The sequence below is a fragment of the Rhodococcus sp. MPR-R1B genome (assembly GCF_058793255.1).
In genome coordinates this window covers 19,405-33,210 of sequence record NZ_JBXAFO010000044.1, presented here as the reverse complement: position 1 = coordinate 33,210, position 13,806 = coordinate 19,405, and the positions used below count along the sequence as shown (strand labels likewise).

Genomic DNA, 13,806 nt, shown 5'->3' with positions numbered 1-13,806 from the left:
GCCACCGGGGAGAACCCGTGGCCACCAGCGGGGAGAACTACTGGCCGCCTACGGGGAGAACTTCGTGGCCATTGACATTCATGATGTGTCTCCACGGCATGGGCATACTTCCGCCCATGCAGATGATGCCGATGCACTAGCTCCAGATCCAATCCCGCGTGAGGTATCAAGTGACATGGTCAAACACTGGCTGTTGACGGATTCGGAAAGTAATGACCGACGAGTGCCGTATCGAACGCGGGTGGCGGGGGCAGGTCGGCATCTTCCCGTCACAAGACTCACGACTGAGGACTTGATGGCGACAACACGCCATGACACTGGTATCGACCTCGAACGACTGACTGGGATCCACGAGCGTCGGGTCAGCGTGGGCGATGAGGATTCCTACACTCTCGCAACAGCAGCCGCGCGGGATGCCTTGCGTCGGTCGAGTTGTGCCGCCGAGTCGATAGATGTGGTGATCAGCTGCAGTATCACCAAGTTTCGGGGCGGCATGACTCAATGGCTCGAACCGACGATGAGTAGTGCCGTCGCGCGCACCCTCGGTGCAGACCGGGCTATGAGTTTCGACCTTTCGAATGCTTGCGCTGGGATGCTCACTGGGGTGATGGTGGCCAACAATTGGATCCGCCTGGGCTTGATCGAGCGGGCGCTGGTTGTCAGCGGTGAGTATATTTCCCAGCTCGGTCACAATGCTGCCAAGCATATTCACAACATATTGAGCAGAGAATTGGCTTCCTTGACCTTGGGCGATGCCGGCGCCGCACTTGTACTCGAACGGGCGCCCGTCGGTGCAGCCGGGATCCGCGTCGCCGGGTTTACAACGGTCGCGGACTACAGCCGGTTGTGTCTCGCTTACCCGAAGGGCAGCGAGCCGGGTGCTCGCATGTTCACCAATTCGCGAGCCATTCAGAAGGCCGCCATCGCCGATACCCCGTTACTCCTGCACGAGGTACTCGACACTCTCGGACTGTCGATCCATGACATCGACCATGTGATCACCCATCAAACTTCGGCGCGGGCAATCAAGAAGGGCATGGCTGAGATGGCGCTGTCGTTCGGCGACAGTCCGCGCCATGACGCGGTCATCACCGTCGATCGATACGGGAACACGGCCTCGACAACCCACACCGTGGCGTTGGTCGAAGAACTCGAAGCCGGCCGGATCAAACCGGGAGAGACAGTGGCATTGATCTCCTTGGCTTCCGGGCTGGAGATCGGGGTAGTGCTGGTGGAAATCGACGAAGAACTGGTGGCGTGCTATGGGAACGATCATTGAGCAGGTGAACGTCACTCGGGCTGGATGGCTGAGGCGGCACAGCGCACTGCACCTTGCGGTAGTGGCGGCTCAGTCGTGCCTCGGAAAGGCCGGTCGCAGCCCGGACGATTTGGATCTGCTCGTTAACGCAGGGTTGTACCGCGACCGAAACCTTGGTGAGCCGGCCCTGGCCGCGCTGATCCAGGACGACATCGGTGCTCATCCGGAAGACCCTCATACCGGCGAACACGGGACCTTCTCCTTCGATATCGCGAATGGCACCTGTGGCGTTCTGACCGCGCTGCAGATCGTCGATGGATTCCTTCGCTCTGGTGTGATCGAACTGGCTCTCGTCGTTGCCAGCGATGCAGACCCGGGGCACCGGCTCAGCGAGAGCTTTCCGTTTTCTGCAGCAGGCGGAGCGGCGTTGTGCCGCTGGACCGAGGATCGGTATGGGCTCGGCCCGGTGCATTGGGTCAATGATCTCGACAGCGGCGATTCCTTCCGGGCAACTGTCGGTCAGGCAGACAATCGAAACATCCTGCGTTTCCGGGAGACCGACTCCCTCGATGACGTCTACGCCGCCGCCGGTCACGAAGCAGTCACCGCATGTCTCCGGCAGGCGAAAATCGCTCTGGCCGACGTCGATTTCGTAGTGGCTGCTCCGGCTCGCCCGGCATTCCGTTCAGCGCTCGCGACACGGCTGGGGAGACCGAGCTCACGGGTCATCGTGGCGGATGACGAGTACATCCACACCGCTGCGCTGATCGCAGGTTTGGCGAGGGAGAAACCGCGACGATTTGCCGGCTCCCGAACGATGCTGGTCGCGGTAGGGGCGGGCGTGACCGCTGGCGCCGCGCTGTACGACGTGCCCCCGGAGTCAGATTGAGCTGAACAATTGTGTGGGTGAGGAAGCGATGGTCACCGACGTATCGGTGTTCGACGCTGATATCAATTGTTGTGGAGGTCCTGATGGTGAGATCTCCGATCATTGTGGGAATAGACGGGTCTCAGCACTCGCTGGACGCTCTGGGGTGGGCTGCGCGGGAGGCAACCCTGCGTGGCTTGCCTCTACTGCTCGTTTGCTGCACGACCTATCGATACACAGCAGACGGTCCGTACCTGGCCCGAGAGTTATGTGACCGCGCAGATCGAGTGCTTGCTACGGCCCTTGGGATCGCCAGGGCTGACACAGTTGCCGGATCGATCGACGTCCAGGGGGAAATGTCACACCAGTATGCTCCGGGAGCGCTCATCGATCGATCCGCGGATGCATCGATGATCGTGCTCGGTCGTCGCGGGCTCGATGAGTACTCCAGAGGGTTTGTCGGTTCGGTGTGCGCGGCGGTAGCACGTCGAGCGAAATGCCCAGTGGCAGTGATAGACGGTTGGTCAAGGGACGAGCCCGTCGCGGGACCCGTCGTAGTCGGCGTCGACGGCTCGATGAACAGTGATCCGGCCATCGGTCTCGCCTTCGAAGAATGTGCTCTTCGTGGAGCGGCCCTGGTAGTGCTGCACGCTTGTTTCGACCAGGATATGTCTACGCTGCAGGATGATTCGGCGACCGAGGTCCGCGCCGCGGTGGAGGCGGCAGGCCGGTTGGTGCTCGCGGAAAGTGTGTCCAGGTGGTGGAAGCAATTCCCCGAGGTCAGGGTGCGGCGGAATCTGGTTCGGGACCGGCCTGTTCGTCATCTCCTGGTTCTGGCGGCCGATGCCCAGCTCGTTGTGGTCGGAACCCGAGGAAGAGGCGGCTTCGCGGGGATGGACATCGGCTCGACCGGCACAGCTTTGCTGCACAAAACGCCGTGCCCACTCCTGATGGTCCGACAACCAGGCGGTGAATGTGTTGACGAATAGAGGATGGCATCGAAAGAAATTGTGTATCAAGGAATCCGGCTATACTTCGTGGACGATCGCGTCCGACATTTGCGACGAGTGGGTTCTCGCCGGCATCGATGAATCATTGGAGTCGAGTCCATGACTATGCCTGCGCTCCACCCACGTCGTCACGACCGCCGAATGTCGGAAATACCGGAAGCTCTCACATCACGCGATCAGCTGACGACCCTTTTGCGTTCGCGGCGACCTGTCGTCTTTCTTGACTTCGACGGTACCCTCTCGAACATCGTGAACGACCCAGCCGCTGCCACTCTCGTCGACGGACTGAAGGAAGATCTCGCGAGGCTGGCTCGCCATTGCACGATCGGCGTGATCACCGGCCGCGATCTGGCGGACATCGAGACCCGAGTTGGCATGACCGGGATCTGGTACGCCGGTAGTCACGGTTTCGAAATCGTCGGGCCGGACGGGCAGCGCTATCGAAATGAGCTGGCCATGGACTCGGTGCAGAATCTCGAGCGCGCGGCGGACATCCTGCGTGATCGTTTGACCGGTATTCCAGGGGTTATCCTGGAGCGCAAGCGGTTTGGTCTCTCCGTCCACTATCGCAATGCAGATGCACTCAGGGGCCCCGAGATTGTCGCGATGGTTCAGGAGGTTGCGGGTGGAACCGGGCTTCGTTCCACCAGCGGACGGATGGTGGCCGAGCTCCGCCCCGACGTCGACTGGGACAAAGGTCGAACGCTGGACTGGATTCTCGATCGCCTCGTCGATGCCGACAACGTGCTGCCGATTTACATCGGCGATGACTTCACCGACGAGGATGCTTTTGTTGCGCTGCAAGACCGCGGCATCGGGATCGTGGTGCGCCACTTCGAGAACGGCGACCGGCGGTCGGCTGCTCGGTTCGCGGTAGACAGTCCCGTCCAGGTCCGTAAATTAGTGCAATGGCTGGCAGATCTGCTGGGCAGCGGCGCGCAGACGATGCCACCTGCCGGCGATCCCTGGACTGTGTTCTTCGAAGGCTACGACCCGAACACAGAGAAGTTGAGGGAGGCACTGTGCACCCTGGGCAATGGAGCATTCGCCACTAGGGGATGTGCTCCGGAGTCTCGCGCCGGGGCCATCCACTACCCGGGCACGTACGCTGCGGGGATCTTCAACCGCCTGCAGGACGAAGTATCGGGAATCACAGTCGACAACGAGAGCATCGTCAACCTGCCGAACTGGTTGCCGGTGACATTCCGGATCGAAGGGGGCCCGTGGTTCGATATCGATGCTGTGGAGGTGCTCGAGTACCGCCAGTACGTCGATCTCCGCCGGGCAATGCTGACGCGCCGATTCCGGGTGCGCGACACTGAGGGATACACCACCACGGTCGTCCAGCGGAGATGTGTTGCCATGCACCTCCCTCACGCCTGTGCGCTCGAGATGACGATCGTGGCTGAAGATTGGGCGGGCCTACTCGAGATCCGCTCGGAACTGGACGGTACGGTCCGCAACAGGTTGGTGGAGCGTTATCGTGAACTCGGCTCTCAACACCTCGAACTGCTGACGGCCAGAGAGCTTTCCGAGAACGCGGTTCTGCTCGTGGTGCAAACCAATCGCTCACGGATACCGGTGGCGATGGCCGCCCGGCATACGGTGTGGAGCGATGGCGATTCGACTTCGACTGAGTATCGACTGGTAGAAGGAGAGGGTCGGATCGGGCACGACATATCTCTGCATCTTGCAACGGGTTGCTCGGCGACTCTCGAGAAGATGGTGACGGTGTTCACCGGACGCGATCCCGCTGTGACCGAGCCCGCAGACGAAGCCGAGCGCTGGCTGTCTCGTCTAGACCGATTCGATGTAATGCTCGACGGTCACGTTCTCGCCATGGCAAGTCTGTGGGATCGCATGGGCATCGACCTCGTAGGTCACGGTCACGCACTGCGTGTAATCCGATTTCATCTACTTCACTTGCTGCAGACGGTCTCGCCGAACACCGCCGACCGCGACGCCGGAGTGCCGGCTCGCGGATTGCACGGAGAGGCCTATCGTGGCCATATCTTCTGGGACGAGTTGTTCGTTTTTTCGGCTCTGAACCTGCGCTTGCCTACGCTGACGCGGTCCTTGCTCCGGTATCGATACCGTCGATTGGGGGAGGCCCGTCGGGCTGCGATCGAAACCGGTCATCAAGGAGCGATGTTTCCCTGGCAGTCGGGTAGTGACGGACGGGAAGAGAGCCAGCAACTGCATCTCAATCCGAGATCCGGGCGCTGGAACCCGGATCCGAGTCGGCGCCAGCATCACAGCGGCATCGCGATTGCGTACAACGTGTGGCAGTACTATCAGGTCACCGGCGATTTGGAATACCTGATCGAGTTCGGGGCCGAAATGCTGGTGGAAATCGCTCGGTTCTACGCGGATCTCGCTTCACTCGACCAGATGCGCGGACGGTACGTCATCCGGGGCATCATCGGCCCTGACGAATTCCACTCCGGATATCCGGATGCTCCCTGTGACGGGATCGACAACAACGCCTATACCAATGTCATGTCGGTGTGGGTAATCCTGCGAGCACTCGAGGCATTGGAAGTTGTGCCACTTCAGATCCGGTCGGATCTGACTCAGAAGCTGGAACTGCCCACAGTGGAGATCGAGCGTTGGAGAGACATTACCCACAAGATGTTCGTCCCGTTTCACGACGATGTCATCAGCCAGTTCGAGGGGTACGCAGACCTTCCCGAACTGGATTGGGACGCATATCGTCAGCGATACGGCGACGTACAACGCCTCGATCGACTCCTCGAGGCAGAGGGGGACGACGTCAACTGCTACAGGGTTTCCAAGCAGGCCGACGTAGTGATGTTGTTCTACTTGTTGTCCGCTGACGAGTTGCGTTGCATCCTTGATGGTTTGGGTTACGAGTTTTCGGGTGACGCCATCCCCGCAACCATCGACTATTACATGGCACGTACTTCGCACGGTTCGACGCTCAGTGGTGTCGTCCATTCCTGGGTGCTGGCTCGGGCCAACCGCGAGCGGGCGATGGAATTCTTCGACCTGGCACTGCGTTCCGATATTGCCGATGTTCAGGGGGGAACTACCGCGGAGGGAATACACCTGGCCGCCATGGCGGGAAGCGTCGACTTGCTGCAAAGGTGCTTCACCGGGCTCGAGACCCGCGGCGACCGCCTGATCTTTTCCCCGCATTGGCCAAAACCACTCGGAGTTCTCGAGTTTCCCGTCTTCTACCGGGGCCACCGCCTGCAACTGCGGATCAACGGAAGAGAAGTGCACGTCAGCGCCGGGATCGGAAACCAGCCGCCGATCGAGATCGAATGCCGTGGTCGAGTGGTACAACTCCGGCCGGGCGCGACTGTCCGACTGACCTAGTCCTCGGGAATGTAGATTCCGCCCCCTGGAAGCTTCGCTCGTTGAAGGTCGAAACGACGCGGCGGTCGGTGGTGGTGCACACGCCGGGCGTCACGGATGGGAACCTGCCACTGCGTCATTGTGGACTGGATTGGCCACTGCGTCATTGTGGACCGGATCGGCCACTGTGTCATTGTGGACCGGATCAATCGAATTCGGGACCGAGTCAGTGAAATTCGCCGGCGGACGAAGGGTTGCGCGTGGAACGAAGTAGGGAGGCGACTTCCTGTTCCACCGACATTGAAAGAAGTTGGACTTCGGAGACCGAGTCGTAGTCAGCCGTGATTCCGAACGCGAGTTGATCGTAGTAGCTGAGGATTGCGAATCCGAGTCGTAACCGCACTGCAATCGGCACGTACGGATAGATACCGATGATTTCTCGCCCCAGCAGTCGGCGCTTTTCGGTCGGACCGGGAACGTCTGTGACTACGGTGACGATACTTCGCTGAGGAACGCGCATCGCAAGCCGAATGAACCAGGCGGAGGACATGAATGGTGCGTACTGAGCAGCTGCCGTGATGGTTTGTCCACTGCCTGATTCACCACCGTTCTTGTGTCGGGAGAGTCTGCGGTGGATCGTCTGCAAGCGGTCCACCGGATCCTCGATCTCGACGGGTAGGAAGGGAAGCATGAGAGAGACCTCGTTGTGGAACGACGTGCCGGTGTTCGATGCCCGAACAGAGACCGGGACGAGTGTCCTCACCGCATGTCGGCTGATGTCTTCTTTGCGGTGAAGGAGAAGTGAGCGCAGCGAACTGGTCACGCAGGCCAGCGCAACGTCGTTCACGGTGACATCGAAGGCGGAACAGATGGTCCTTACATCGTGCATTCGCACCTGTGCTGTCCCGTATCGCCGTTGATGTCCAATCGGCCCGTTCAGGGAACTGTTCGCGCTCGGGATCAGTAGATCGCCCGCCAACTGGGCAGTGCCTTCCGCGATCCGGACGGATCGCCGAGCCAACCGTTGCGGCGCCCTGAGCGTCGAACAATAGAATCCGATGATTTTGCCGTACAGCGACTTCGGGCCTTTCGGTGCCTCGTTGTCCGTCGGCGGTCCGGAGGTGAGAGGTTTGTCGAACAATACGTCGAACAATCGGGCCCCGGTAACGCCATCGATGAGAGAGTGGTGTGCCTTGACGAGAATTGCCCAGCGGCAGTCCTCGAGGCCTTCGATCAACCAGCATTGCCACAGTGGACGATCGCGATCGAGTCGTTCGGACATGATCCACGCGACGGTGTCCGTCAAGTCGCACATTCGCCCTGGACTCGGCACTCCGATCCGCGTGAAGTGGCGAGCTGGATCGAAATTCGGATCAGGTACCCACGTAGGTGCAGCAAGATCGAGTGGGATGACGTGAATCCGATCCGCAGCATGTGGGAGGGACCGAATTCGGGCGCTTAATCTCTCGATCAAATCGTCGTCGGTGGGTGTGGGTCCTTCGGCGACTACAACCGCGCCTATTGAGAGATTCGCGTGTCGATCGGAGTCCTCGACCTCGAGGAAGGCCGCATCCAGGGGAGTCAATTTATCCGACATCGCCATCTCCTTGGTCGACAACGATTTCTACGATTTCGACATCTTCCCGAGATGTCGCTAGGCGTTCAGGTGGGCGGGTTCGTGCGTGACATTTTCGAGGTCTGCAGCGGTAGCCTCGATCAGTTGACGGGCCAAGTGGGAAAGAGCACGCGCGACCGCGAGCTCGTCACCGATCTCGGGCACATCGCGATCCGATGGGTTGCACCGAGCGAAACCTGATCCGACGATGTGAGTATCGTCCCTCGATCGAAGGCGTGCGATGGCCCGAGTACGGTTGCCCTCTGCGGCGGTGTGCTCGTCGATGGTTATGTCCACTGACCAATGCTTCTCGTTCACGATCAGATTCCTCCCTATCGAGGTTCCTGGGTGTCAATTCGGCTGTGGTGGTGTACTTGTCAAGTTCCGTTCACGCATCACTGTCGCTTCATGTGCAATCCTCACGGACACTTCGAAACCGGTGTGGCTTCAGCCTTGTCCGGTGAACATTGGCCAAGTAGAGGCGAACGACGCCAATCGATGGCAAAGGTCACTGCCACTGGTCACTGCCACGGGTCACTGCCACGGGTCACTGCCACGCCTCCGATAACCTCGGAGTTACGTCCCAAGAGGTAGATCCCGAGATTGCACGTCGGCGATTTCGGCTGCGATCAGAGACAGTACCGCGGGGACAGAAGCTGCAACGGAGGGTGAAAGCCCGATGCCGTAGTCGGTGTCGTGCGCTTCGATCGTGTAGATCGCCACGCGGTGGGGTTCTCGGCCGAGCGCGGCGGCCAAGGCCAGCGCCTCCATGATGCCCAGTCCGTGTGAGCTGGTGAGTATTCCGGAGTTCTCTCTCGACCAATCCGTGATCCGACGAATTGTTCCGGCAGGTTGCGGCTGGCTGCCGGAAGACGGAGCACAGACTGAAGCGTCGACGATGATCACCAGATCCGACCTCGTCGATGTCTCGAGCAGCCTTGAAGGTTCACCGTTGTCGATGACCACGTTCACGCCGGCCTGGTGCTCGCTTTGTATCGTTCGCGCCACCACAGGTCCTACGCCGTCGTCTCGGCGGAATTCGTTGCCGGCCCCGACCACTGTGACAGTCATGCGCGGTTGATTGTCACGTCGAGGAAATGAGTGGCACACGAGATGCAGGGATCGTAGTTTCGGATGGTCCGCTCACACAGTCCAGTCAGTTCGGCGTCTGTCAGCCGGAGGTTCGCGGCGAGGGTGTTGCGGAGGTCGTTCTCGATTGCTGCCTGGTTCTGCGAGGTGGGCGGAATGATTGTGGCCCGCAGGATTAGGCCCTCGGAATCGAGTTGGTAGCGGTGGTACAGCACGCCTCTGGGGGCTTCACTGACGCCGTACCCGGTTGCGGCGCGGGGTGACATGTCGACGTACGGCGATTCCGGGCGGTAATACTCACGTATCAGGCGGAGTGCCTCGTCCACGGCGAACACTGTCTCGACGGCGCGGACCACAATGCTTTGAAACGGGTTGCGACACACTGTTCCCAAGCCGGCCTCGGTGGCCGCTTGACGAGCGGTCTCCGAGAGGTCGGCGGAGTGGAGGCTGTAGCGAGCCAGCGGTCCGGTGAGATAGGCCTGGCCGTCGAGGTGCGCGTGCAGCGCGGTCGAATGCGGAACTTGCCGTTCCGCGACGTGATCGCAGAATTCCTCCGGTGCGAACGATGATCCGGATGTGTTTGTCAACACGCCGTCTTCGATCGCGTAGCGGCCTGGCTGAGCCAGTGCGAGTAGTTCGGTATCCACCTCGGCATCTGGGATCTCGAAGTGTGATACCCACTGCACGGTCGCGAGAGCATCGTCGAGTGCCCTGTGTAATTGTTCGGCGAGGGGCGCGAGTTCACTGGACGTCGGCGCTCGGTAGAACCCGCCGAGGCGCACGTTGACCGGGTGAATCGATCGGCCACCGATCATGTCGAGAATCGCGTTGCCCGCCTTCTTCAGTGCGAGCCCACGTTCGACGTCGGGACGCGCGATTCGGGCAAGTTCGATGGCGTCTGCCGCGCCCAGGAAATCAGGGGCATGCAGCAAGTAGATATGCAATGTATGACTGGCGATCCACTCGCCGCAATACAGAAGTCGTCGCAGATCGAGAATCGGTTGGGTGAGGTGCGCACCGCATGCTTGCTCGATTGCGTTGCAGGCGCTGACTTGATAAGCGACAGGACAGATTCCGCAAATCCTGGATGTGATGTCGGGAGGCTCGCGGAAATCGCGGCCCCGGAGAAATGACTCGAAGAATCGAGGGGGTTCGTAGATGTTCAACTCTGCGGCTTCAACCCGGCCGTGTCGGACCGTGAACGCCAGCCGGCCTTCCCCTTCGACACGGGCGAGGGAACCGAGCGTCAGTCGGGTGGTATCCCTGTTCGTTTCACCGTCCATCTCGCCTGATCCCGTCGAACTCGGGGGAGGCAACGTTGAACGTCGAGAAGATGCGCTCGATACTCTCGTCGGTCATCCCACAGGTGCGCAACCACCCCGCCATTGCAATCATGTTCGGGTGGGTTGATGGACCGAAACATCCATAGCAACCCCTCGACTGTGCCGGACACAGCGCGCCGCAGCCTGAATGGGTCACTGGTCCCAGACACGGTGTGCCGTCGGCGACCATGACGCAGGTGAGGCCACGTCGTTTGCATTCGGCGCAGACACTGGTGTCCGGGATGTTCGGCTTCCGCCCGGCCAGATACGACGAGATCACCTCGAGGAGCTGCCGGCGATCGATGGGGCAGCCGCGTAGTTCGAAATCGACCGGGACATGGTCGGCGATCGGTGTGGACGTCGCGAGAGTGTCGATGTACTCGCCGCTCGCGTAGACCACGGACATGAACTCGGCGATGTCCGCAAAGTTCCGGAGAGCCTGTATCCCGCCAGAAGTCGCGCAGGCGCCGATCGTCACCAGATGCCGGGAATTCTCGCGGATGGCATGAATACGTTCGATGTCGGCAGCGGTGGTAATGGAGCCTTCGACCAGCGAGAGATCGTATGGACCGCTTTCCACCTCGCTCGACATCTCGAGGAAATGTGAGATGTGAACGGCGTCGGCCAAAGTGAGTAGTTCGTCCTCGCAATCGAGCAGAGTCAGTTGGCATCCGTCGCAGGATGCGAATTTCCAGACCGCCATGGTGGGTGAGGGCATCACAGCTCCTTCACTGCGAGAAGTGGCTCGGCCGCGCGGTAGTCGACTACCGGACCGTCACGACAGAGGAGGAGTTCGCCGAGTTGACAGTGCCCGCACACTCCGGTCCCGCACTGCATGTTCCGTTCCAGCGATACTCGAATATTCTCGCGCTCAACGCCTTGGCCGATCATGGTCCGAGCCGACATCCGCATCATCGGTTCGGGGCCGCACAGCAGTACCGTCGTGCGACCGGGCTCGAGAACGAGGCGGTTCAGGGACTGCGTGACAAATCCGACATGACCCTGCCAGTCAGGTTCTGCCACGTCCACGGACAGCTCGAGGTCGACCAGGTCTCCCCGGCTCCATGTGTCGAGATCTGGGCGGTACAGGAGATCGGATGGTCGGCGAGCACCCACGCTGAGGACAACTCGACGAAATCGACCGCAGGCCTGGGCCTCCAAGACTGCCGAACGTACTGCCGCCAAGCCGACGCCTCCCGCGACGACGATCAGATCGTCTTTGGCGGAATCCAGATCCCATCCCGTTCCGAAAGGTCCTCGGACACCTACGATGTCACCGATGGAGGCTTCGTGCAGCGCGCGGCTGACGGCACCGACAGCCCGAACAGTATGAACCACTGTGTGATCGGCGTGAGTCGGGTCCCCACTGATCGACAGCGGAATCTCGCCCACCCCCCGTGCGTAGACCATCATGAATTGACCGGGGCGGAACCCGGGGAACCACTGCGAGGGCGCCGCGAGGGTCAGGGTCGAGGTATTGCTGTTCTCGTCCCGGCGGGCAACAACCTTGCACGGCGTCGGGACGAGTTGATCACCGAACATGTTCGCGTGCATAGAGATCAAGCAGGCGTGCGCGTGTTGCCTGCAATCGGTGGAGGAGTGTGTCCGCCAGGATCGAGTAGATCGCCCGTCCGAGATCCGGATTGCTCCCGGCGACAGATCGCAACATGGTGGCGTCGACTTCGGCAGCTGTCACGGGAGTGACCGCGGTCGCTGTCCATTGCCACTGTCGAGGTGGGCGGAACCAGGACACGCCCAGAATCTCACCGACAGAAAGTGTTTCGACAGTTTCCTCGCCGCGTCCGGGAATTCTGGTGGTGAGCGTAATCCGGCCGGTCCGGAGAAGCCAACATTTGTCAGCGGAGTCACCTTCGCGGAACACCACGGTACCGGCCGCGAACTGAACCTCGCGTGAGAAGGCAGCGAGTTCATGACGTTGATCGTCGGCCAGACCTTCGATTTCTCTTGGACACTGCTCGCAGGCGTGATCGTTCATGAGTGACAACCGGTATCGCTGTCGGGTTCCACAGTCAAAGCGCCGGTCAGGCGGGCGGCTTCCGCCGTGATGTCGATTCCCACTGGACACCAGTCGATGCATCGGCCGCAACCAACGCAACCGGACGAACCGAATTGGTCGTGCCAGGTGCCCAACTTGTGAGAAATCCACTGTCGGTACCGGCTCTCACCACTGACACGTACTGCGCCACCGTGCAGTTGCGAGTAGTCCAGGTCGAAACATGACGACCAGTGCTGCCATCGCTCGACATTGTCGCCCGCAAGATCGGAGACGTCCTCGGTGGTAGTGCAGAAGCACGTCGGGCACACCATCGTGCAGTTCCCGCACGTCAAGCACCGTGACGCGACGTCCGCCCAGACATCGGCGTCCCGTGCGTCGCGGAGCATGCCGCGAAGATCGACGTCCGGCATTTGCCGACCCATATGATGTGCTGCATCGGCGACAGCGCCTGCGGCCTCGGTAGTTTCCTCGTCGGTCGCCTGCCTACCGCGGACCAGCGTGAGTATCCGTGATCCTTCCGTGGTGCCCACCCCGGTGACGAATCGGTGGCCGTCGTTGTCGATCCTTTCGGTCAGACACAGGTCGTAGCCGGTTTTGGCCTCCGGGCCGGTGTTCATCGACGCACAGAAACACACTCCGCCGGGTTCCGTGCAGTTGGCTGCGATCACGAACAGACCCTCGAATAGATTTGTCGCCGCCTTTCCGCCGGCCGACAGCACTGTCTGGAGTATTCCGATCGCTGCGAGGTCGCACGCGCGCACGCCGAGAAATGCGTATCGAGCAGGTTCGGTCGGCGGTGCGTGGAATGTACCGTCCGTGGATTGGCTCCAGAGTTGTTGCCGCGACGGGTGCAGGTACTGCTTCCACGATTGCGGGCCCGCGGAGTGACCGAAGACTGCAGAATCTGTTCTCCTCCGCAGTCGATACAGTCCAGGGGCGGTATCGACACCCCATCCCGTCGGCAATTGATCACCGGAGTCGAGAGTGTCGAGGACAATAGCGCTGTCGCGGACAGTCGGCCCGATGACGCGATAACCCTCGCTGATCAACACGGTGATCAACTCGTCAAGTCCGTCTCGGTCCATGACGAATTGTTCGCTGGTCAGGTCGGTGGGAGATCCTGAATCAGTCATGGATCCTCCTTGCGGGCGTCATCCGTATTCCTCCACGCTTCAGCTTCGCGCATGGGCTGCCGGCGCGGGTAGGGGCGAAGGACGGTATTCGATGACAAAAGGCTCTGCCCCCTGAAGGCAACGGCACGGTTCAATCGGAAAGTATCCCCAGCCGAATCAGGTGATGATCGATG

At 60.7% G+C, this 13,806-nt stretch carries 12 protein-coding genes; 4 read left to right on the top strand and 8 right to left on the bottom strand.

Annotation, left to right across the window (positions count from 1 at the left end; translation table 11 throughout):
• The first annotated feature begins 175 nt into the window (after positions 1 to 175).
• The 4 genes from AC1Q61_RS31210 to otsB all read left to right on the top strand — a co-directional run bounded on the left by AC1Q61_RS31210 (position 176) and on the right by otsB (position 6,478).
• Complete coding sequence (locus AC1Q61_RS31210) at positions 176 to 1,279, top strand: 3-oxoacyl-ACP synthase III family protein (protein ID WP_020907971.1); 1,104 nt, start codon at positions 176 to 178, stop codon at positions 1,277 to 1,279.
• A complete protein-coding gene (locus AC1Q61_RS31205) occupies positions 1,263 to 2,147 on the top strand; it encodes a 3-oxoacyl-ACP synthase III family protein (RefSeq protein WP_019748714.1) in 885 nt (294 codons plus the stop codon). Before AC1Q61_RS31210 ends, AC1Q61_RS31205 begins: the two co-directional genes overlap by 17 nt.
• 83 nt (positions 2,148 to 2,230) lie before the next feature.
• Complete coding sequence (locus tag AC1Q61_RS31200) at positions 2,231 to 3,115, top strand: universal stress protein (RefSeq protein WP_492651415.1); 885 nt, start codon at positions 2,231 to 2,233, stop codon at positions 3,113 to 3,115.
• Positions 3,116 to 3,235: 120 nt separating this feature from the next.
• Entirely contained in the window at positions 3,236 to 6,478 is a 3,243-nt protein-coding gene (otsB, locus tag AC1Q61_RS31195; RefSeq protein ID WP_492651408.1) for a trehalose-phosphatase, read from the top strand.
• 205 nt (positions 6,479 to 6,683) lie between these two features.
• Here otsB and AC1Q61_RS31190 read toward each other — a convergent pair whose 3' ends face one another.
• The 8 genes from AC1Q61_RS31190 to AC1Q61_RS31155 all read right to left on the bottom strand — a co-directional run bounded on the left by AC1Q61_RS31190 (position 6,684) and on the right by AC1Q61_RS31155 (position 13,633).
• The gene (locus AC1Q61_RS31190) at positions 6,684 to 8,054 is read right to left on the bottom strand and encodes a wax ester/triacylglycerol synthase family O-acyltransferase (protein ID WP_279164136.1); all 1,371 of its coding nucleotides are present in this window, start codon (positions 8,052 to 8,054) and stop codon (positions 6,684 to 6,686) included.
• Positions 8,055 to 8,111: 57 nt separating this feature from the next.
• Positions 8,112 to 8,390 (bottom strand): DUF1876 domain-containing protein, encoded by a 279-nt coding sequence (locus AC1Q61_RS31185; RefSeq protein WP_019748709.1) that lies wholly within the window; start codon positions 8,388 to 8,390, stop codon positions 8,112 to 8,114.
• A 258-nt stretch (positions 8,391 to 8,648) separates the two neighbouring features.
• Positions 8,649 to 9,143 carry a hydrogenase maturation protease gene (locus AC1Q61_RS31180; protein WP_347872937.1) on the bottom strand — a complete coding sequence of 165 codons (495 nt, stop codon included), beginning with the start codon at positions 9,141 to 9,143 and terminating at the stop codon, positions 8,649 to 8,651.
• Positions 9,140 to 10,444: a Ni/Fe hydrogenase subunit alpha gene (locus AC1Q61_RS31175; protein WP_283309665.1), complete on the bottom strand. Its 1,305-nt coding sequence runs from the start codon at positions 10,442 to 10,444 to the stop codon at positions 9,140 to 9,142. The genes AC1Q61_RS31180 and AC1Q61_RS31175 overlap by 4 nt, the downstream gene beginning before the upstream one ends.
• Positions 10,434 to 11,201 (bottom strand): NADH-quinone oxidoreductase subunit B family protein, encoded by a 768-nt coding sequence (locus AC1Q61_RS31170; protein ID WP_492651409.1) that lies wholly within the window; start codon positions 11,199 to 11,201, stop codon positions 10,434 to 10,436. Before AC1Q61_RS31170 ends, AC1Q61_RS31175 begins: the two co-directional genes overlap by 11 nt.
• Positions 11,201 to 12,025 (bottom strand): FAD/NAD(P)-binding protein, encoded by an 825-nt coding sequence (locus AC1Q61_RS31165; RefSeq protein ID WP_492651410.1) that lies wholly within the window; start codon positions 12,023 to 12,025, stop codon positions 11,201 to 11,203. Before AC1Q61_RS31165 ends, AC1Q61_RS31170 begins: the two co-directional genes overlap by 1 nt.
• Complete coding sequence (locus AC1Q61_RS31160) at positions 12,015 to 12,479, bottom strand: Crp/Fnr family transcriptional regulator (protein ID WP_021344442.1); 465 nt, start codon at positions 12,477 to 12,479, stop codon at positions 12,015 to 12,017. The genes AC1Q61_RS31165 and AC1Q61_RS31160 overlap by 11 nt, the downstream gene beginning before the upstream one ends.
• On the bottom strand, positions 12,476 to 13,633 hold the full coding sequence (locus AC1Q61_RS31155; RefSeq protein WP_021333620.1) for a 4Fe-4S dicluster domain-containing protein: 1,158 nt from the start codon (positions 13,631 to 13,633) through the stop codon (positions 12,476 to 12,478). Before AC1Q61_RS31155 ends, AC1Q61_RS31160 begins: the two co-directional genes overlap by 4 nt.
• Positions 13,634 to 13,806: the final 173 nt, after the last annotated feature.